We start from the raw sequence: 20879 nt of genomic DNA, 5'->3' as shown, positions 1-20879 counted from the left end.
AATTATACTATTCTTTATGTTCATGGAAATTCTGAAGATTTAGGAGATATTAAAGAAATCCTATAAAAATTACACGCATGGGGTTTTAGTGCCTTTGCTTATGATTATCGTGGTTATGGTACGAGTCAAGGCAAGGCGACAGAAAGCCACTCATACGAAGATATTAATAGCGCTTATAATTATTTGACCGAAAATTTAAAAACACCACCTGAAAGAATTATAGTTTTGGGGCGTTCGGTTGGCGGTGGTTCTGCGGTAAACTTAGCAATGCGAAAACCGATAGCTGGTTTAATTCTTGAAAGTTCGTTTATTTCCGCTTTTCAAGTAATAGTAAGTTTTAAGATTTTACCTTTTGACAAATTTCCCAATCTGGACAATATCAAAAAAGTAAAATGTCCGATACTAGTGATTCATGGCAAAGCAGATGATGTCATTCCTTTTGCTCATGGAGAAAAGTTGTTTAATGCTGCAATATCGCCAAAGCTTTATTTGTGGATTAAAGAAGCAAATCATAATGATTTATTCTGGATAGCTGAAAACAAGTATCAGAAAGCTTTACAAGAGTTTACTACTCTTGTAAAGGCAAATCAGTAATTATCCTCTCATTCTATTCTCCTTTAACTCTCCTTAATCACTTTCGTCATCATAAAATTTGAAACCCTTAGTACTTATTGTTTATTTACTTAAATAATCTATTACAACTTTAGTTTGCATAAAAAAAGTCCGCTTTCGCGGACTGTGGACATTGGATAAGGTTAAGTTGTCACCAAGAGTGTCTACAAGATGTTAGACTCAATATTCATTCTTTATTAGTACACTTTAAAAATCAAGTTCCTCAGAGCAAACATTAGGACATAACTCATTGATTTAAGTCTTTAAAAAAAATATCTAAAAATATATTTTACGGAATTTTAGAAGCGATTTATAAAGTGAAAATAAAATTATTGTAGGGTGTGTTAGGCGCATATTTCGATATGATTTGTCACAAAGAATATGACTGAGTGCCTAACGCACCTTGTTATATAGCGATGCGTTAGGCTAAAGCCGTAACACACCTACTTAATATTTTCTTTATAAATTGTCTCTTAATTACGTATATAGTCGATACAAAAACTATTCTTCACAAAACAATGGTTAAAATATCGCTCTATTATAATCCCAAAACAGTGCTTTATATTAATAATTAATCAGACATAATTAAGAGATTTATGTCTGGATTTATATAAAATTCAAGTATTTTTATTTTCAGACTTAAACCAGGTTTTTGCAAAATTAAATCAATTAACGTTGAAATTTCACTTAGTTTGAAAGATATTTTGTACCATTTTCTTGCCTACATTCACCGCCGCCTTATCTAACTCTGCAATCTCGCTGACGTTTAATTGCCAACCTAAAGCACCAATATTCTCTCTTGCCTGTTCTACGCTCTTGGCTCCAGGGATGGGAATGGTTCCTTTACAGATGCACCAATTAATTGCTACCTGTGACATGGTTTTGTTTCTGGATTGTGCCACCTCTTGCAAACATCCCAAAAGCGAACTGCCAGCAGAAGCCGCTCCGCGTCTACGCATTCCTGGTAATATCTGCCTAAACAGCAGACCTCGAATACCTTTAGGCAAATGGCCTTGCTCAGAGTATTTTCCTGTCAGTAGTCCCAAAGCTAGAGGGCTGTAAGCAATCAATTTAATTCCCAACTCATCACAAAGGTCTTTAAGCCCTAATTGAGTGACAGGATATGTAGACAACAAAGAGTATTGAACTTGCAGAGTAGTAATAGGAACACCTCGTTCAGCAAACTTTTTCTGCACTTGCTTAAGCTGTTTAGGTCCATAATTGGAAAGTCCTACTCCCTTAACTAGTTCTTGCTCATATAAATCGGCAAGACCATCTAACAGTCCTACCTCTTGCCAAGGGGCGTAATTTGCTGTTGACCAGTGCATCTGTACCAAATCTACGTTTTTTCCTAGGCGTTGGGCAGATGACTTGCAAGCCTTTACCATTGATTGACGTGTCCATCTCCACGGGTAAGCAGCCAGCTTAGTCGCAATACAAATATTTTCTTTGTTTGAACCTAAATATTCTCGGTTGAATCGTCCCAGCAGTAACTCACTTCGACCATTCAATCTCCCAGTTCCGTAAGAATCACCCGTATCAAATAAAGTCACACCGTTGTTTACGCAAAGGTTAAACACCGCTTGCAACTGGTCATCCATACTTTCGTCATATCCCCAAAGCAGTTGGTTGCCCCAGGCCCAAGTCCCGCAGCCCATGCTTGGGAGGGAGAGTTTTTGGAGAGTCTGCATGTTTGCTCTCTGTAGATTGCCTTATTAATTATCAGGCATATATTGCAGGTATTAACGCACAAGTAGCAGGATTAGCTGGTAAATGAGGAGAATATTCTAGCAGTCGTGCAACCTTGTCTATTTTGTTTTAAAAGTTGACAAATAGATTCGCTACTTTTGTATTAGATAATATATATTTTTAGTTGCTTTTAACTAGCAACTTAATCACTAAGTATTAAGATATTGTCGAATTTGCAAGAAGCCTAGCTTTCTGAGTCCAAGCGTTATTAAAAAACCCAACCTCTGGCACTTCTAATTCAAATGAATGAGGTGGTGATTGTAGCAATAAGGACGAACCTTTATCATGAGCCTCCACTAAATTAACTATCCAGGGAAGAAAGTCTAAGATTTCTTTTGGTAGCACAGTTAATTCAAAGTCCCACATCAAGTTAAGACCTCGGCAGACTTGTCCTTTTCTGAACGTCGCTACTCTCCCAGCACTCTTGTTTATAGCCAGTCGAAGAATGAACGGACGGAATGGGACAAATTCATCAGGTGCGGTATAAGCGTATACATTTACATAGTTTAGTCTTTCCCTACGATCCATCCAAGATGCGATCGGGGAATTACTACTATAAGATGTACCAGTTACAATCACCGGCATATTCATAGAAGCAGCGAAGTTAGAGTAGAACTTATGCCTGAGTTCGCTAACAATATGTTTAGCTTCTGGGTTCATGGTTGCTACACCTATTACAAAAACGATGCCTACGGTAAGCTAGGCTAACAAAATCAACAGAAGCACAAAAAAAGGCAGACGGTCTTGTCTGCCCTCAAGACTTTAGAGCTAAATTCTTAGGTTTAGACCTTAATAACGACGAGAGGAACCACCATCACCACCCCTTCTACCGCCAGAGGAACCTCCATCAGTCTTGGGTTTAGCTTTATTCACTTTTAAACTTCTACCCATCCACTCAGCATTATCAAGGGCTTCAATTGCTGCTGTTTCTTGTGCGTCTGATTCCATTTCTACAAAGCCGAAACCTCTCATCCGACCTGTTTCTCGGTCGATAGGTAATTGAACATTTTTTACCGTTCCGTATTCTGCAAAAACGTTGCGGAGGTCATCTTCTTTAACCTCATAAGATAGATTACCAACGTAAATTGACATACAATATCTCCAGAATCAGAGGGTGCAGAGATTTAGATGCGGAGAGGTCTGTAATACAAGTATCTATAAAAACAAACTACACAGCCGAATTTAATCTTCTATCGATACTTTATCATAAATTGAAAACTTATGTTCATAAGCAACATTATACTTATTTGTTTAGCTAAATATCTGTACAGTTGGTGAAACTCTTTTAAAATGAACCTACCAGCGATCGCACTAAATTTGAAGTCACTAAAAAAATTAAATTACTGATACTTATTTCTATTCCAAAAGGATTAGTAATATTTAAATTTTATTCACTCAAAATTACAAAAGAATGGAATTAAATAAAACCAGTGCGATCGCTTGTAACGTAAAATTAGTTTTCATCCGGCATTTGCTAACACCTTGACACCCATGTATTGCGACTACCTTATCCAAATCCTGACTGCCCGTGTATATGATGTTGCCCAGGAAACACCACTGGAGTATGCACCAAATTTGTCTGCGCGGCTGAATAATCAACTCCTGTTGAAACGTGAGGATATGCAGTCAGTATTTTCCTTTAAACTGCGAGGTGCTTATAACAAAATGGTGCAACTACCACCAGATGTATTAGCACAGGGTGTAATTGCAGCGTCTGCGGGCAACCATGCTCAAGGAGTCGCCCTTGCAGCCAATCGTTTGGGAACCAAAGCAATTATTGTCATGCCAATAACCACACCTCAAGTCAAGGTGGACGCAGTTAGAATGAGGGGCGGAGCAGTCGTGTTACATGGAAACACCTACGACGATGCTTATAGCTATGCCCGTGAATTAGAAGTGGAAAAAGGTTTGACCTTTATTCATCCCTTTGACGACCCTCATGTAATTGCCGGACAGGGAACTATTGGGATGGAAATTTTACGACAATATCAGCAACCCATCCATGCAATTTTTGTCGCAATTGGAGGTGGTGGATTGATTTCTGGGATTGGGGCTTATGTAAAACGATTGCGTCCTGAAATCAAGATTATTGGTGTTGAACCAGTAGATGCTGATGCGATGTCTCAATCGCTCAAAGCCGGGCATCGGGTGCGCTTATCGCAAGTGGGGTTATTTGCTGATGGCGTGGCGGTGCGAGAAGTAGGTGAAGAAACCTTCCGTTTATGTCAGCAGTATGTAGATGAAATTATTTTGGTGGATACTGATGATACTTGTGCTGCGATTAAAGATGTGTTTGAAGATACGCGATCAATTTTAGAGCCAGCCGGTGCATTAGCGATCGCAGCTGCCAAAGCCTACGCAGAACGAGAACAAATTGAGGGACAAACCTTAATTGCCGTAGCCTGTGGTGCAAACATGAATTTTGATCGTCTCCGATTCGTGGCAGAACGGGCCCAGTTGGGCGAACGTCGGGAAGCAATCTTTGCAGTCACAATTCCTGAAGAACGGGGAAGTATTCGCCAATTTTGTGAATGTATTGGCAACCGCAATCTTACCGAGTTTAATTATCGCATTGCTGATGAAAAAACAGCCCATATTTTTGTAGGTGTGCAAATTCAAAACCGTGCTGATGCTGCAAAGATGGTAGAAACTTTTGAAGCTCAAGGATTTGAAACTCTTGATTTAACAGACGATGAACTAACTAAATTACATCTGCGGCACATGGTGGGTGGGCACTCTCCCCTAGCTCATAATGAATTACTTTACCGTTTTGAGTTTCCCGAACGTCCTGGCGCATTGATGAAGTTTGTAACTTCCATGAGTCCCGACTGGAATATTAGTCTTTTTCACTACCGCAACAACGGCGCAGACTACGGTCGAATAGTAGTTGGTATCCAGGTTCCTCCCCACGAAATGGAAGAGTGGCAAGCTTTTCTCGATAACCTGGGCTATCGCTATTGGGATGAAAACAAGAATCCCGCATACAAGCTGTTTTTGGGATAGGCGAGGGGAGAAGAGGCAGAGGGGCAGGGAGAACGGAGCAGAGGGGAAAGAGGTAAGTTTTGTATCTCTCCTCTGCTCCCTGCCCTCTGCCTCCTCTCCCATGCCCAATTTAACGAGCCTTCGATATCAGATTAGAGTCCCAGGTATAGAAGCCGATTTCGTTCGGAACCCTAGAGAATCTGCCTGTCCGATAGCCTCTAGATAATTCATTCAACACCTTATTTTTGATCTCTCTAATTTGCTGAGAATCTAGTTCTCCATAAATTCCGGCGATGACTTCAGCAACGCTGAAAACTTTACCTGGATTTTCTTCAAACAGAGAGGTAAGAGCATCAATTAAGAATTGACCCTCAAACCCTTTGAGCATCGGTACTGCTTTTGGTGGGGGTACAAAAGGCTTCTTATTTTTGTTTCTAGAAGCACCATTGCGTTTACTTGGGGCTACCAAATTTAAATCCAGAGTATAACAACCTGGCTCATCGGGAATAGTTACCCAGTAATTCCTTTCTCTACCTTGGGTGAGGGAAGATTGAACCCTACCTTTAACTACTTTGAATAAATTGGAATCTAACTCTCCATAAAGCGATCGCACGATAAAATCGATATGACAGACAGTGCCTATCTGCTCTTGCAATAGCTGTTTAATGGCTTCCATTCGGGAGATAGCGTGATTGTACTGGGGTAGCATGGGGATTTCTGCCACCCTCGTTGAACTATCGTTGTTCTCTGAGGCTATCTTTGCATCTGGCGATGTAGTTGGAAGTTTTCTCTCTTTTGTATCAACAGCAGCAGAAAAGGAATTATCGATCTCAACCTGATCCGAGTCTGTGGGTTCTGACTGTAGAGACTCCACCAAGTTGATTTCGTTGATGTCATCAAGAGGTGATAAAAACCGCAGAGAGCCTTCTGGGGAAACATTTGAGGTTTCATCAGCCGCCGCCAGTCTTGATATCTGCTTGTTGGAATCGGAAAAAGACCAGTTAGACAACAACGCTTCTACATGATCGAGTTGCGATCGCGCCTGCACAAAAAGGCGTTCATACTCTTCCGTGAGGCGAGCATAATAGTCTCGTAATTCCAACAATGGAGAGAGGAAAGTGCCCGGAGGTGGTTCTAATTGTCCATTTTGAGTCATAAGGCTTCAATCAATTTAAATCGATGTCACTTTTGTAAGACATTGGTCTGGGTTTTGCTTTCTGAGATGTTGGCTGAGATTTCTTAGGTGCTTGGGGAGGGCGACATCTCTCGCAATATAAAGGTCGAGGCCCGAACGTCTCGCGTTTTGTCAGATCGTTACACTCTTTACAGACAAACTGAAAAACACGAGTATGAATCTGTCTTTTGTGCGCCCTGACAGTGTATTCTCTAACATCAATGAATTTACTTGCCATAATCAGGATTGTGAATTGCCTTCGGATCAACGTCCTATCAATATAGCTATTCAAGCAAATCAAACTGCATCAGTGTGTGTTTATGTAGAAGTTTTATTCAAATCAGTGAATTTGACATTGAACATAAAGTACAGATGAGCAACTTGAGAGTTAGCCATTGACTATCATCTCAGCATATAGTTGATGATGAGCAAAAACTACCACCATTTCTATGATGCTTGATTGTGAATACAATTCCCACTACCTATAACTAGCTGCTGTTGCCTGGCGTGATGCACTTTCGATACAAATGGGTAGCCTTCAACTAAAGCACAATCTCTCTCAATCATGCCAGTTTTGTAAATTGAAAAGCACATATCGGAATAATCTTGCCAAGAAAAGGCAAGCATAAACTAGTTTGGCTGGATAAGATTAGACTTCGACAATAGTTTCTTAAAGACCTTTTGGAGGTGCTTTAATAGACTGTGAATTAAATCTTACCAGAGTATCCTTCAGTCCCTGATTTTGATTCATCTGGATGCAGAAACGATTTTCATCGACCTCATCAGGGAAATTGAGCATAGGGGAGTGCAAGATTATTCGCTTCTACTTTTATTGATGGAAAAATCAAGTTATTACCAGTGTGTATAATTGCCAATTATATAAAGTAGACTACTTTTAAGCCCTCTTCCCCATAGTAGATGGGTGACGAGTAGCAAAGCAATTTATGTATAAAGAAGAACCACCTCCCGTTTTTAAGAAGGCGGTTCTCACAGCTAATCAAAATATAAGAGAAAGTTCAAGACTCCCGAATGTTGAATTGAATTAACCAAGATTGACTTTGACGGCTTTGTGTTTTTCTGATTCCGCTTTCGGCAAAGTTAAGTGGAGAATACCATTTTTGTACTCAGCTTGCACTTTGTCATTTTGAATTTGGGAGGGTAACGGGATTACCCTTTGAAATTTCCCATAACGGAACTCAGACCGAGTAATACCGTTTTCTTCACTCTTGGTTTCAGTTTTACGCTCACCGGTAATCGAAATTGATTCGGGAGTTGCTTCTACATTGATATCTTTTGCTTCTAGACCAGGTACTTCTAGTTTCAAGCGAATTGCATCATCAGTTTCTTCTAGTTCAGCAGCAGGACTAAATATAAATCCAGACCTCTCACCACCATTAGTAGTTGGCATCAATCTGTCAAATAAACGATTCATTTGCCTCTGCAAGGTGTCGATTTCTCGGAATGGTTCCCAAGATTCAGTATCCCGAAATGGTTCTAAACGTTCACTATCCCGGAATGGGTTCCAACGCACCAGTGGCATAAATATCACCTCTAAGATGAACTATTTTGTCTTAGGAGGCTCAATCTCAAGCTTTTTAGCTTGCGAACAGCTGATAAAATGGGTTGTTAAGCAATCTTAAATTGCACAAAGCTCAATTTCAAGCTTCCTAGTTATTAGACTAAATCAACCTTCAAGTTGAGTAGGTTCGGTTTCATCGCAATGTGCGATGTCTACGACGGTCACTGAGCGGAGTCTGTCTACGACGGTCACTGAGCGGAGTCGAAGTGCTACGCAATAACCGTACCTGTTGAAATACTCACAAAAAATCAGGAAATTTTACATCCTTCTAGAGACGTAAAACTTCTACACCTCTACTCCTGACTTGTAGCAGGCGGTGCAGCAGGTTGTGATTGAGGTTGTTGGCGTAAACGGCGCAACGAGTCCCGCAACTTGTTCTGGTTAGAGTTGTCTCTTCGCCGCCGCCGATTTGCGGTTGGTTGTGGCTTTTGTGATGAATCGTTAGTCGTTTGCTCACGCCGGATACGGCGTAAAGACTCTCTAGCAGTTCCTTGAGTGCGAGTTGTGCTAGCTCCAGATGATGAGTTGGTAGGGGTACTTTCCCTTGTTTGAGGTTCCAATCGTCTACTAAATCCAGATATTACTGGTCTTGTGGTTCTAACTTCATTAGATGAAGGTGGTGTCAACTCTCTACGCCGACGTTTTGGAGCTTCTTCTGTGGAATTAGCAGCTGTTGTCTGTTGGGTTCTCTCTTCTACTTCTCTTTGTCTTTTCCGTTCTTGAACTTGGCGCGATCGCCGTGAACCTTGTATGGCAAATTCAGTGGCTATTGATACCCCTTGTCTACCACCTTCTGCGGGTTTTAATTTCCAGTCACGCGCCTGTCTTACAGTTTCTTCATCCAAATCGCGGTTTCCACTGGAGCGAGCAACCCGCACATTGGTAACATTGCCTTGTGCGTCAGTATCAACAGCTACTTCTACTCTACCTTCAACTCCTCGCCGCCTTGCTGCTTCTGGATATTTGGCATTACATTCGCGGCAGGCTGCACGACCATTACCATTACCTGAACTGTTAATTTTTGGAGGTGTTGGCGCTACTGGCGCTGTTGCTACTGGCGGACGATTTTCTGTTTGATTGCCAGTACTTGAGCCAGTACCACTACCAGTGCCAGAGCCAATTCCTGAGCCAACGCCACTGCCAATACCACCACCAGAGCCAGTGCCAGTTCCTCCACCAGCGCCACTACCACTGCTTGTACCTACAGCAATACCGCTACCTGAGCCTAAACCAACACCAGAGCCACCACCACTCTGAGGAGCAACAGTTGCCACAGGGATTTCTGGTTTGGGAGCAATTTCCCGATTTACTGGCTGTGGGTTTTGAGTAGTTTGTTGTGGTTGTTGTTGAACTGGCTGTGGGTTTTGAATAGTTTGTTGCGGTTGTTGTTGAACTGGCTGAATTGTCGATTTTTCAATCAATTCTTGTACTGGTTTTTGTACTTGTGGAGTTTCTATAGATTGTTTTTGAACGATTTGTGGCTCTTTTTTGGGTTCTTCTGGAATTTTTTCAAGTGGTTTTTCTGGTTCCACAGCCGGAGAATCCACGATCGCTAACTCTATCGCTTCATCTTCTTCTTTAGGCACTCTCGTCAAATAATTACTTATGCCTGATGACAGTACGCCGATATGCAGCGCCAGTGAACCTATCAGACTGTAAGTCAGAAAAGACTTGAGAGCCTCAACTTCTTTGGAACGTTGCTCGACAGTAATGCCAGAAAAACTCATAGCTATTGCTACCTATTCTCACTAATTTAGCCATCTTAGAATGCAAGGTTACAAATATCAAGTAAAAAATTAAAATTACTTGCGATCGCCTTACGGAACCCTTCACTAGCAAAAACATCTTTCAAAACCACCAATATCATGGTTTTGGAACAAAATTAATTTTTGTTTCATTTCAATTAAATTTTTTTATGTAAAACAAACAAACAATTAAATAAAAATCATGATGGCTACATTTGAAAAAATTATCATTATATTTTATATTTTATTGAGAAAAAGTTTCAGCTTTTCTCTAGATTCTGGTAGTCTGATTTTGTATTGTGGATGATGTTATAGAGGCACTACATGGGAATTCAGAATTTGTTTGCAGCAGGCGGTGTGGTCATGTGGCCCCTGTTGGCGTTTTCGGTATTGGGTGGGGCACTGATCATTGAGCGGATCAGATTTTGGATACGGATCAATCAGCGTCAAAGCCGTGTGGTGCGAGATGTTTTGAATCTCTACCGTCTTGATAATGTTGTCGGCGCAATGGATAAACTTCGGAAAAACGCAGATTTACCATTGGCACGGATTTTTCTTGCGGCTTTAGAATTGGAAGAGCCAAATCCAGAGGAATTTCGTTTGGCATTAGAAAGCGAATCTCAGGCTGAGATACCTGTACTCAAACGTTTCCAAAACATTTTTGAGACAATTATCGGGCTAGCGCCATTATTAGGTCTTCTCGGCACAGTGTTAGGATTGATTGCCTCCTTTGCTTCCCTAAACCTTGGCGATGTAGGAGGTACTAAAACAGGTGGCGTTACATCTGGGATTAGTGAAGCCTTGGTATCAACCGCATCAGGATTGATAGTTGCGATTTTTACACTCTTGTTTGCCAATACCTTCCGGGGATTGTACCAAAGACAAATTGCACTAATTCAGGAGTATGGAGGACAGCTAGAATTACTCTACCGCCGTCGTTATGAACGAGGAGAAAAAACGTATGCGTCTACAAGATGAGCCAGAACTTCCATTACAGATCAACATCGTGCCGATGATTGATGTGATTTTTGCAATTTTGACATTTTTTATCATGTCAACTCTGTTTTTAACCCGCTCAGAAGGTTTACCAGTAAATTTACCGAAGGCCAGCACAGCGAAACAACAGCAAGTTCCCACTAAAATTACTATTACGGTAGATGACAAAGAACAGATAAGTCTGAACCGGAAACCGATAGCAGTTGATGATGTGACAGAGCAAATACGTGCTTTAGTTGGTTCTAACCCAGAGGTGTTGGTGATTATTAATGCTGATGAGAAAGTTGATTATGGTCGAGTAGTAGCGGTGATGGATCGGGTTCGTAAAGTTGAAGGGGCAAAGTTAGCGATCGCTACCCAAAAATAAAAAGTAGAAATATTGTACATCAGAAGTTCAGAGAGTCAGGAAAATTCGATATTCTGACTCCTAACTCCTTTTTCTCTAATAACTAATATCAGCTACCGTTACGCATCTGTAATTCTTGATATATAAGTTTAAGTAATAATTCTTGGTGAGAATGGATGAAAAAGTGGTCGCCGTTGAACTCATGTAATGAGAAAGCAGCGATGGTCTGTTCTCGCCATGCTTGCAAAGCTTCATGACTAACGTCTTGGTCTTGCAAACCACCAAAAATAGTAATAGGACACTCCAGTGGTTGTTTTTGAGTGTAAATATAAGTTTCTAGAACTGCAAAATCTGCCCGCAAAATCGGGAGAAATATCTGCATTAGTTCCTCGCTTTCTAGCACTGCTTTGGGTGTACCGTTAAGGCTGCGTAGCTCGTTCTGCAAATCATGGTCTGAGAGGATATGCAAGGGTGGTTTTATGGGTGACAATTGCGGAGCGCGACGAGCAGAGATGAAGAGGTGAAAGGGAGTAAGATTATACTGATAGCGAAGTAGACGGGTCAACTCAAAGCTAACTAACCCGCCCATACTATGACCGAAGAAAGCGAATGGTTTGTCTAAGTATGGTAACAGAACTGGAGCGATCGCTTCAACAAGAGGTTCTAATCGCGTCAAGGGTGCTGACTTAATCTGTCTTCCCCGCCCCGGATATTCCACAGCACAGACTTCGACATTACTCGGTAGATTATTAGGCCAAGTGCGAAAAATTGCCGCGCTACCACCAGCGTAGGGGAAGCAAAATAAACGCAAGTTTGCTTGCGGATTTGGTCGGGGACAGATAACCCAGGAATTGAAGCTTGGTGTAGTTGTCATAATAGAGCTTAGAGTTGGATAACACAACTCTGCTTTAATTTTTAGATATATTCACCGATAATCTTATGACAGGAATGGAACCTTGGGCTATATCAGCCGTTAGCGGTGTCGCCGCTATGGTTTTCCAAAGCGGTGGTCAGGCTTTAGGAGTATTAGGCAAAACTCTGGATGAAAAAACGAAGAAGTTAATTTTTACTGCATCCAATCAATATGAAGAGAACTATAAAAAACGGCATGGGATTCTTAAAGTATTGGGAATGTGTGAACCCATAAAGATGGAATCGGTCTATACAGCAGTACAGTTTTTAGGTGATGATGCTATCCGTAGTTTTGAATCTATTGAAAATTTAGAAGAAGTCTATCGCCAAGGTAAAGTCCGAAGGCTTCAATCTCAAAATAGTGGAAAAAAAACAGGAATTCAAGTTGCTAATGATAAACAATATCTGATGGTACTTGGTGGGCCCGGTGCAGGAAAGTCTACATTTTTGCGAAAGATGGGACTAGAAGCACTCAAAGGCAGAAAAGGAGGGTTTAAACACACTTGTATTCCAGTTTTTATCGAATTAAAAAGATTTCAATATAGCAATATTAATATTGAAAACCTTATTACGGAAGAGTTTTCTATTTGTGGCTTTCCATCACCAAATGAATTTACAGTTAAAGCTTTAGAACAAGGTAAATTATTAATTTTGCTGGATGGTTTGGATGAAGTACCAACAAAAAACTTGACTAAGGCAATTAGCGAAATTAAAAACTTTGTTGACAAGTACGATCAAAATCGTTTCATTGCTTCCTGTCGCACGGCAGCTTATCGCAGCACTTTTCGTCGCTTTAGTGATGTGGCAATGGCAGACTTTGATGATACCCAAATTCAGCAATTTATTTATAATTGGTTTCATTCAGATGTAGATAAGCAGGAAAAGACAGGCGAGAAATGCTGGGAGTTACTGCAAAAACCAGAACATGAAGCTGCTAAAGAGTTGGCGCACACACCTTTATTGCTGACATTTCTGTGTTTAGTTTATGACCGTTCCCAAAGTTTTCCAGATAATCGCAGTGTTCTTTACCGGAAGGCACTACGGATATTGCTAGAAGAGTGGGCATCAGAAAAGCGAATTCTCAGAGATGAGATTTATCAAGGACTGCATACAGAATTAGAAGAGATATTACTATCAGAGATTGCTCATACAGGTTTTGAGTCTGACAGGCTATTCTTTTCACAGCGCGATATTGTTTATCAAATTAAAACATTTTTAGCGAGTAATCTCAATGCACCTCAGTATTTAGATGGGGAATCAGTGCTGAATGCGATCGCTATTCAACAAGGAATTTTGGTAAAACGCGCTGAGGAGGTCTTTTCCTTCTCTCATCTAACGCTACAGGAATATTTAACAGCACAATATATTGATGACCATCGCCAAGTTGATAAGTTAGTTACTGAACATCTAATAAATGAACGCTGGAAAGATGTGTTTTTGTTAGTAGCTGGGTTAATGCGTGGTGGTGCAGATAATTTGCTGCTGCTAATGGAAAAGGAAGCGCAAAAATATATTAATACCCCGAAGTTACAAGCTTTATTAAACTGGGCAGAACAGGTAACAGTTGGATCGCCAGGAGATTTTAAACCTGTGGGTAAACGTGCATTTGCGATCGCCTACGCAAACGCGAACGCAAACGCCAGCGCCATTGCCAACGCCAACCCCAACGCCTACGCTTACGCCAATGCCTATGCCAACGCCTACGCATACGCCTACGCAAACGCCTACGCATACGCTAACGCCATTGCTAATGCCAACGCCAACGTCTACACCAACAACTACGCATACGCCAGCGCCTACGCCTACGCCATCGCCTACACTCGTAAACTTGAAGAATTAAAATTTTTCAATAATGTTAATTTTATCGAATTGATTAAGCAATTAGAAGCGTTGAAAGCTCAGGATGCTGATGATCAACAGCCAAGAGGAGTGAGTCTCGCATTTGCTAAACACCTGCAACAAACCTTACTCAATGCTTTCAATCTCACTCCAGAAATAATCGATTTATCTGAGGAAGAAATAAAAGCACTAAAAAATTATTTCTACGCCAATCATCTCATCATCCAATGCAAACAAGCAGCAGTGCGTGTGTCGCCCCAAACCTGGGAAGCAATTGAGGCGCGGATGTTGTTGGTTCCAGACAGTTAAGCAACAATAAGAAAATAAAAAGATAGCCAGATAAACACTCCATGAGTTCATTACAACAGGCTAAAGATACAAAAACTCGAACCTTTACAGCAATTTTGCACTGGGAAGAGGATGTTTATGTAGCTGAATGTCCAGAAGTGGGAACCGCCAGCCAAGGAGAGACGATAGAAGAAGCGATCGAAACTATATTTAAAAGAGTTCTCACTTGCTGAAGTCGCTACGCTAAAAACTTTCATTAGCAGAATTTAAGTTGTTGTAACAAACGCTCAAGCTGTAGTTACTACAACTCCAGTTGTTATAAGTAAAATTGAAGCCGTTGTTAATACAACTTAAGCTGCTGTTATGAATGCTTAAACTGTAGTTATAAACGCTGAAGTTGTTGTAACAAACCCTCAAGCTGTAGTTATAAACGTTGAAGTTGTTGTAACAAACCCTCAAGCTGTAGTTATGACGCTAAGTTCTGTCCTTAAGAATGCACAAGTTGTTTTCTCTCTTCATCATATATGTCATGTTCTCTGTGAATGAACACTTCAGACAATGCCTGATAAGCTTCAGTCCAAGCCGCCATAACTTCTTCTGTAGCAGCTTCTCCCAAAACATCTTTCATCGCTTGTAGTAAACTTTCTCCGACAATAGGATATTGCTCTGGTGTAACATGAGTCTGCACATGACGATGGGCAATCTTCTCTACCATCGACTTTAAAGCAGGTAAATTATCAATTTGGTTAGCATAGCTATAAACTGCTGTAGCTAATCTCGCAGGCTGAGAACCATCTGCTTGAGCCGCCATACTAAATTGTTCTTTGATCTCTGGATGATTTTGAAACATAATTTCATACATCCGAGTTGTGATTTGCTGACCGTTCTTTTTCAAAACAGGTGCTGTAGATTTTACAATATCTATTGTTTTTTGGCTAACCATAGTTTTTTCAACCACTTAGAATCTTGATTGATTTGAATTTACTGTTTATTTCTAGCAGTTACTATGAGCTAGCTCATATATAGCAGGAGCCAAAATTCAGAAATCAAGAGTCAGCCAACAGGAAGATTTACAGCTTTAGCGTAAGGCATGAATATACAACTAATTCATGATGAAAATGTAGAATGTAGTTGTATAGATTGATTATTTATTAGATACTAATTTAATATGCATACTATTAGTCCAAATTCAACTAAAAAAGCGTGGGCAGGTGCGATACCTTCTCTACGAGAGGCTACGCAAACGGTGAGCTTTCCTGCGGAACGCTGCGCGAACGCTAACGTACAACCAGCTACAGAATTTCCTTCTACCCAATTGCCAATTATCTCTGGCAAAATCCCAGATGGCTTGCGTGGCATACTTTACCGCAATGGCCCCGCACGCCTAGAACGTGGTGGACTTCACATGGGACACTGGTTTGATGGAGATGGGGCAATTCTGGCTGTAAATTTTAACGATGCAGGTGCAACTGGGGTTTATCGCTACGTGCAAACCTCTGGCTATCAAGAAGAAGCCGCAGCAGGTAAACTACTCTACGGCAATTATGGCATGACTGCACCAGGGCCAATTTGGAATCAATGGCAAAAGCCCCTCAAAAATGCTGCCAACACTTCGGTGCTAGCACTTCCAGATAAACTTTTGGCACTGTGGGAAGGTGGTAAACCTCACGCCCTCGATTTACAAACTTTAGAAACTTGGGGCGAAGATGATTTAGGGGGATTAACTAAAGGATTAAACTATTCCGCACATTATAAGCGTGACGAGCAAACAGGGGAGATTTTTAACTTTGGCATCAGCCCTGGACAAAAAGCGACGCTTAATATTTACAAAAGCGATTCGACTGGACGGATTATCCAACAAGCCGCATACCAATTAGACGGTATACCATTGGTGCATGATTTTGTTTTAGCAGGACAGTATCTTGTATTTTTCATTCCGCCGGTGCGGTTGAGTATCTTAGCTCTGCTAATAGGGATAAACAACTATAGTGATTCGCTAGAGTGGCAACCGAGATTAGGAACTCAGATTTTAGTTTTTGACAGAGAAACCCTATCTGTTGTGAGTCGTGGAGAAACCGAACCTTGGTTCCAATGGCATTTTGCTAATGGTTATGTAGATGCTACTGGTTCAGTGATTGTAGATATTGCCCGTTATGAAGATTTTCAAACTAACCAATACCTCAAGGAAGTAGCTACAGGTGAGACTCACACCCTAGCTAAAAGTACACTAACGCGAGTTCATCTGCATCCTCAAACTGGCAAAGTTACGTCAATTCAGCAACTATTAAACAGACATTGTGAATTTCCGAGTGTACCACAGCAAAATGTAGGACAAGCTTCTCGATACACATATATGTCAACATTCCGTTTAGAAACAGATATTAGCCAAGAAGTACTAAATGCGATCGCTCGTTTTGATCACAAAACCGAAACCCTCACCGAAGCAGACTTTGGAGAAAACTGTTATCCCTCAGAACCCATCCACGCGCAAGACACCCAAAACCCTGAGCAAAGTTGGGTGCTAACCGTTGTCTACGATGGTAATTCTCATAGTAGCGAAGTTTGGATCTTTGATAGCGATCGCCTGAATGCCGAACCCGTTTGCAAACTAGGATTACCCAGCGTCATCCCCCACAGCTTCCACGGCACTTGGAACCCAGCCTAAGAACCCCTCCGCGTTACCTCTGCGTTTCCCTTAGCGTTCCTCTGCGTTAAAAAACATATCGCATCTGGTCACTGCCTTACGCGGGTTAGAATAAAAAAAACCTTACATACATTACGCTGATTAAGCAGAATTGCCCATGACCACTTCTAAACGCCACTACCACATCACTACCTTCGGCTGTCAGATGAATAAAGCTGACTCAGAGCGCATGGCTGGCGTTTTGGAAGACATGGGCTTTGAATGGTCAGAAGATCCCAATAATGCAGATGTAATTCTCTACAATACCTGCACAATTCGGGATAATGCCGAGCAAAAGGTATATTCTTACCTTGGCAGACAAGCGAAGCGCAAACATGAAAAACCTGATTTAACACTCATAGTTGCTGGTTGTGTTGCCCAACAAGAAGGTGAAGCGCTATTGCGGCGAGTTCCAGAATTAGACTTGGTAATGGGGCCACAACACGCCAACCGCCTTAAAGATTTGCTGGAGTCGGTGTTTGATGGCAACCAAGTTGTGGCAACCGAGTCCGTTCATATTATTGAAGATATCACCCAGCCGCGACGGGATAGTAAAGTCACAGCTTGGGTAAATGTAATTTACGGCTGTAACGAACGCTGCACCTATTGCGTAGTTCCCAATGTGCGTGGTATTGAACAATCTCGCACACCGTCAGCGATCCGGGCTGAAATGGAAGAATTAGGACGGCAAGGTTACAAGGAAATTACTTTACTTGGTCAAAATATTGACGCTTACGGTAGAGATTTACCAGGAGCGACAGTAGAAGGTCGGCATCTGCACAACTTCACAGATTTACTTTATTATGTCCATGATGTGCCAGGAATTGAAAGATTAAGATTTGCTACTAGCCATCCCCGTTATTTTACAGAGAGATTAATTAAAGCTTGCGCTGAGTTACCCAAAGTCTGCAAACACTTCCACATTCCCTTTCAATCTGGGGATAATGAACTTTTGAAGGCGATGGCGCGGGGTTATACCCATGAAAAATATCGTCGGATTATCGATACCATTCGGCGGTATATGCCAGATGCTTCCATTAGTGCCGATGCGATTGTTGGTTTTCCTGGGGAGACAGAAGCACAGTTTGAAAATACCTTGAAATTGGTAGAAGATATTGGCTTTGATATGTTGAACACAGCAGCATATTCACCGCGTCCAGGGACACCTGCTGCTTTGTGGGACAATCAACTAAGTGAAGAAGTTAAAAGCGATCGCCTCCAAAGGCTCAATCATCTAGGAAACTTGAAAGTAGCAGAGCGATCGCAACGTTACTTCGGACGTATCGAAGAAGTTTTAGTAGAAGACCAAAATCCTAAAGATCAAACCCAGGTAATGGGACGCACTGATGGTAATCGTCTGACATTCTTCAGTGGGGACATCAAAGAATTGAAAGGGCAGTTAGTGAAGGTAAAAATTACCGAAGTTCGACCTTTTAGCCTAACAGGTGAACCAGTTGAAGTGAGACAAGCCATACCAGTATAAAAAAGTGGAAAAAGGTTAAGGTGGAAAAGCAACCTCATATTTAACCTTTTTCTTTCTCAAAGCTATTTCACCTTAGCGCGGAAGCGGACAAAACCATAAAAATCTTTGACGAGATTGGGTAAATCTGGACTTCGCGTAATATTTACCACCACCGCTCCATTGATGTTAGTACCGCAGTATGATGGGACTGTCTCATTAGCAGCATAAAAGCGTCCGCGATCGCCATCCAGTGCATTGGTTAGATAAGCCTTAGGAGTGCTAGAACCAAGCGCAAGAGCAATACCTTGAGCTGCTCCTGATAAACCACCATCATTAGGAGTCAGACCATTAAAGGCAGTGGGAATAAAAGTAGTATTGACAGGAACTAAATCACAAATTTGGACACTAGTTGCATTACCTAGACCATTGGAAAGTAAGTAGATAGTGTACTCTAACTCATCTCCTGGTTTGACTATCCCAGCGTTAATCAATCCGCGTAAATAATTAGTAGGCCATGTATTACTGCTATCATCATCAGTGTCACGAGGAGATGCTACGTAGTTAGCAGCATTAGGAGAAACGTCGCTGCGACCATCTACAATGCTAGTTAAATTCTGGCTGTTAATCCGGGTGATGCGTTTCACTAAAATTAACTGAGGTTTGCTAGCTGATAACGCAGTTAATGGCATGGTTACCGTAGCAGGTGTGGGATCTTCCTTACCCGCTTTGTCTACTGCGGCTACTGTAAAAGTGATGGTTGTAGCACCATCTATATTCGGATCTACTGTTAGTTTCGTCGGATCATAATTAGTAATCACCTGATTCACTGTCACCGTTACACCGTTGTAGTACAGTGTCCCATTACTTGGCAAACTAACAATCTTGAAACTGTTGCCAGAACCAAGGTTCCCATCTTCCGGGTCGGTGCCAGATAGTGTTGGAACTTGTACAGTATTGGTTCCCCCTGGATTTGTTGTTGTAGATCCAGTGACATTATTAGTATTGGGCAACTGCTCAATTCCAAAGTCCTTACTAGAGATGTTTGTAGCAGTATTAAAAGTAGCTGTCGTGAGTGGGCTAGTATTGACCCAGTTAGGAGGGAGCGATGCTGTAGGGGCAGTATTACCTATAGTGCCAGCAGTTGTACTTAAAATAATTTTAACATTACTTTGATTCAAGGGAACATTGAGAAAAGTATAAGTACCATCTGCGGCGACAGGTGTTGTTTTTAAGACCTTATTGTTAGAATCAACGAGAATAGCATTTAATAACCCACCTGCATTGGTGCCAGTTTCCGAACCAGTATTGATATTAGTAAAAGTATTGTTAGCGCTATTATCGGCATCATCCCAAATCTTGCCGCTAAGGAAATCATCATCATAGATTGTGTAGCTGGAAGCGATCGTTGGGGAACCACCACAAGTCGTTGTTGAACTGGTGAAAAAACTAGGTGAAGTTTCTATCTTGAATTCGATTGTCCTTACACCTTGAGGAACGTTGTTATTAATGACAGTAAAAGGAATAGTAAAGACACTAGTCGCATCACTACCGTCGTAGTTACCCGCAGGGATAGTAATATTAAAGGTGGATGTGCCTGATGTTGTATTGTAGTCTGTACCCAAAGTGGCTGTACCAGAGACGGAAATCGGAACACTGATCCCCCCAGTTGGCACTAAACCAACAATCCTAAGTTTAGGTGGGTTAGTTGTAGGGGTAGTTTCCGATTCTGCTGCACCACCTGAACTTGCTGTAAACTCGACCACAGGTTTACCAGCAAATTGCACCTCATCAAGGAAGTTACCTACAGTATTGTTCCCGCCCGCCGTCGAAACAGCCGCAAATCCTACAGGTTGATTAGCAGAAGCAGCAGTGTAAGGAACGGTGCCAGAGTATCGTACCCAGCCGTTTCCTGCATTGTTGTTAGTTACAGTAGGAATAGTTGCACTATTCTGTGCTACTGGTTGTGCCGTAACTGTTCCATTGCTAGTTGTTGAGAACGTGCCAAAAACAGTATTTGCTCCAATTAGAAAATTCGCCACATCAGCAACAGTTGCACTTGAACGCCCACGATGTAGAAAAGAGAATGTAATCGTCTCATCTTTAAGAAGGCATAAATTCTGATACAACTCAGAAGCTTGCTCGGCATTTAACTCTGCAAATTGCTTCCCTGCACTAGTTGGTGTCGTTGCTGTGCTAACACCATTAAATCCTGAAGTCCAAATCTCAATCAGCGGTACTGACCCTGGAGATGTATAACCAGTACAGTTACCTGTTCCTGCTTTTACTGAACCATGAGTTGTACTCCAACCAGGGATAAGGCTTTCATTCACTTGAACGTAACATTGTTGATTTGTAGAACCAAAAGTAGGTGACTCAAAGCCGGGATTTAGGAACGATCGCTGGATATATTGAGCTTGCGCTACTGTAGGTTGAAGTACTAATGTCGCACCGAGAAGTCCCCAGCTAAAAATATTAAGATTTTGCCATAAATTCTTCATTAGCAAATCACCAT

The 20879-nt window shown here is 41.5% G+C and carries 18 protein-coding genes and 1 pseudogene; 8 read left to right on the top strand and 11 right to left on the bottom strand.

Annotation, left to right across the window (positions count from 1 at the left end; genetic code table 11):
* Positions 1-81 precede the first annotated feature (81 nt).
* Positions 82-594, top strand: a pseudogene (locus GNF10_RS11755) (alpha/beta hydrolase); the annotation flags it as partial.
* Between the two features lie 701 nt (positions 595-1295).
* Here the strand turns inward: GNF10_RS11755 and GNF10_RS11750 are convergent.
* From GNF10_RS11750 to GNF10_RS11740, 3 genes are all read right to left on the bottom strand, one after another.
* Complete coding sequence (locus tag GNF10_RS11750; protein ID WP_185581897.1) at positions 1296-2303, bottom strand: aldo/keto reductase; 1008 nt, start codon at positions 2301-2303, stop codon at positions 1296-1298.
* Positions 2304-2517: 214 nt separating this feature from the next.
* Entirely contained in the window at positions 2518-3021 is a 504-nt protein-coding gene (locus GNF10_RS11745; RefSeq protein WP_114083333.1) for a hypothetical protein, read from the bottom strand.
* A gap of 129 nt (positions 3022-3150) precedes the next feature.
* On the bottom strand, positions 3151-3453 hold the full coding sequence (locus tag GNF10_RS11740) for an RNA-binding protein (RefSeq protein WP_185581896.1): 303 nt from the start codon (positions 3451-3453) through the stop codon (positions 3151-3153).
* A 399-nt stretch (positions 3454-3852) separates the two neighbouring features.
* On the opposite strand from GNF10_RS11740, the gene ilvA reads away from it, so the two are divergent.
* Entirely contained in the window at positions 3853-5364 is a 1512-nt protein-coding gene (ilvA, locus tag GNF10_RS11735; RefSeq protein ID WP_185581090.1) for a threonine ammonia-lyase, biosynthetic, read from the top strand.
* A gap of 109 nt (positions 5365-5473) precedes the next feature.
* On the opposite strand, the gene GNF10_RS11730 is transcribed toward ilvA, so the two are convergent.
* The 5 genes from GNF10_RS11730 to GNF10_RS11710 form a co-directional block, all read right to left on the bottom strand.
* Positions 5474-6499 (bottom strand): hypothetical protein, encoded by a 1026-nt coding sequence (locus GNF10_RS11730; RefSeq protein WP_185581089.1) that lies wholly within the window; start codon positions 6497-6499, stop codon positions 5474-5476.
* A 10-nt stretch (positions 6500-6509) separates the two neighbouring features.
* Complete coding sequence (locus tag GNF10_RS11725; RefSeq protein WP_114083336.1) at positions 6510-6755, bottom strand: hypothetical protein; 246 nt, start codon at positions 6753-6755, stop codon at positions 6510-6512.
* A 209-nt stretch (positions 6756-6964) separates the two neighbouring features.
* Positions 6965-7144 (bottom strand): hypothetical protein, encoded by a 180-nt coding sequence (locus GNF10_RS11720; RefSeq protein WP_185581088.1) that lies wholly within the window; start codon positions 7142-7144, stop codon positions 6965-6967.
* Between the two features lie 415 nt (positions 7145-7559).
* Positions 7560-8057, bottom strand: coding sequence for an Hsp20/alpha crystallin family protein (locus tag GNF10_RS11715; RefSeq protein ID WP_185581087.1), 498 nt, complete (start codon positions 8055-8057; stop codon positions 7560-7562).
* A gap of 332 nt (positions 8058-8389) precedes the next feature.
* A complete protein-coding gene (locus GNF10_RS11710; RefSeq protein ID WP_185581086.1) occupies positions 8390-9823 on the bottom strand; it encodes an energy transducer TonB in 1434 nt (477 codons plus the stop codon).
* Positions 9824-10165: 342 nt separating this feature from the next.
* Here GNF10_RS11710 and GNF10_RS11705 point away from each other — a divergent pair, with 342 nt between their 5' ends.
* Together GNF10_RS11705 and GNF10_RS11700 are read left to right on the top strand one after the other, a co-directional pair.
* Complete coding sequence (locus GNF10_RS11705) at positions 10166-10819, top strand: MotA/TolQ/ExbB proton channel family protein (RefSeq protein WP_185581473.1); 654 nt, start codon at positions 10166-10168, stop codon at positions 10817-10819.
* A complete protein-coding gene (locus GNF10_RS11700; protein WP_185581472.1) occupies positions 10803-11204 on the top strand; it encodes a biopolymer transporter ExbD in 402 nt (133 codons plus the stop codon). The genes GNF10_RS11705 and GNF10_RS11700 overlap by 17 nt, the downstream gene beginning before the upstream one ends.
* An 88-nt stretch (positions 11205-11292) precedes the next feature.
* Here GNF10_RS11700 and GNF10_RS11695 read toward each other — a convergent pair whose 3' ends face one another.
* Entirely contained in the window at positions 11293-12057 is a 765-nt protein-coding gene (locus GNF10_RS11695; RefSeq protein ID WP_185581471.1) for a thioesterase II family protein, read from the bottom strand.
* Between the two features lie 65 nt (positions 12058-12122).
* On the opposite strand from GNF10_RS11695, the gene GNF10_RS11690 reads away from it, so the two are divergent.
* Both GNF10_RS11690 and GNF10_RS11685 read left to right on the top strand, forming a co-directional pair.
* Positions 12123-14243 carry an NACHT domain-containing NTPase gene (locus GNF10_RS11690; RefSeq protein WP_185581470.1) on the top strand — a complete coding sequence of 707 codons (2121 nt, stop codon included), beginning with the start codon at positions 12123-12125 and terminating at the stop codon, positions 14241-14243.
* A gap of 41 nt (positions 14244-14284) precedes the next feature.
* Positions 14285-14455, top strand: a complete 171-nt coding sequence (locus tag GNF10_RS11685; protein ID WP_260445834.1) for a type II toxin-antitoxin system HicB family antitoxin — start codon at positions 14285-14287, stop codon at positions 14453-14455.
* A gap of 254 nt (positions 14456-14709) precedes the next feature.
* Here the strand turns inward: GNF10_RS11685 and GNF10_RS11680 are convergent, their stop codons facing one another.
* Positions 14710-15165 (bottom strand): globin domain-containing protein, encoded by a 456-nt coding sequence (locus tag GNF10_RS11680; RefSeq protein ID WP_185581469.1) that lies wholly within the window; start codon positions 15163-15165, stop codon positions 14710-14712.
* Positions 15166-15390: 225 nt separating this feature from the next.
* Between GNF10_RS11680 and GNF10_RS11675 the strand changes: the two genes are divergently transcribed.
* Both GNF10_RS11675 and miaB read left to right on the top strand, forming a co-directional pair.
* Positions 15391-16887: a carotenoid oxygenase family protein gene (locus tag GNF10_RS11675; RefSeq protein ID WP_185583105.1), complete on the top strand. Its 1497-nt coding sequence runs from the start codon at positions 15391-15393 to the stop codon at positions 16885-16887.
* A gap of 136 nt (positions 16888-17023) precedes the next feature.
* Positions 17024-18388 carry a tRNA (N6-isopentenyl adenosine(37)-C2)-methylthiotransferase MiaB gene (miaB, locus tag GNF10_RS11670; protein WP_114083345.1) on the top strand — a complete coding sequence of 455 codons (1365 nt, stop codon included), beginning with the start codon at positions 17024-17026 and terminating at the stop codon, positions 18386-18388.
* Between the two features lie 62 nt (positions 18389-18450).
* Here the strand turns inward: miaB and GNF10_RS11665 are convergent, their stop codons facing one another.
* The gene (locus GNF10_RS11665; RefSeq protein ID WP_185583107.1) at positions 18451-20865 is read right to left on the bottom strand and encodes a hypothetical protein; all 2415 of its coding nucleotides are present in this window, start codon (positions 20863-20865) and stop codon (positions 18451-18453) included.
* Positions 20866-20879: the final 14 nt, after the last annotated feature.

The organism is Nostoc sp. UCD121, from assembly GCF_014222285.1.
Lineage (GTDB): Bacteria > Cyanobacteriota > Cyanobacteriia > Cyanobacteriales > Nostocaceae > Nostoc.
The sequence above is the reverse complement of the archived record's forward strand: the minus strand, read 5'-3'. Positions and strand labels throughout refer to the sequence as shown.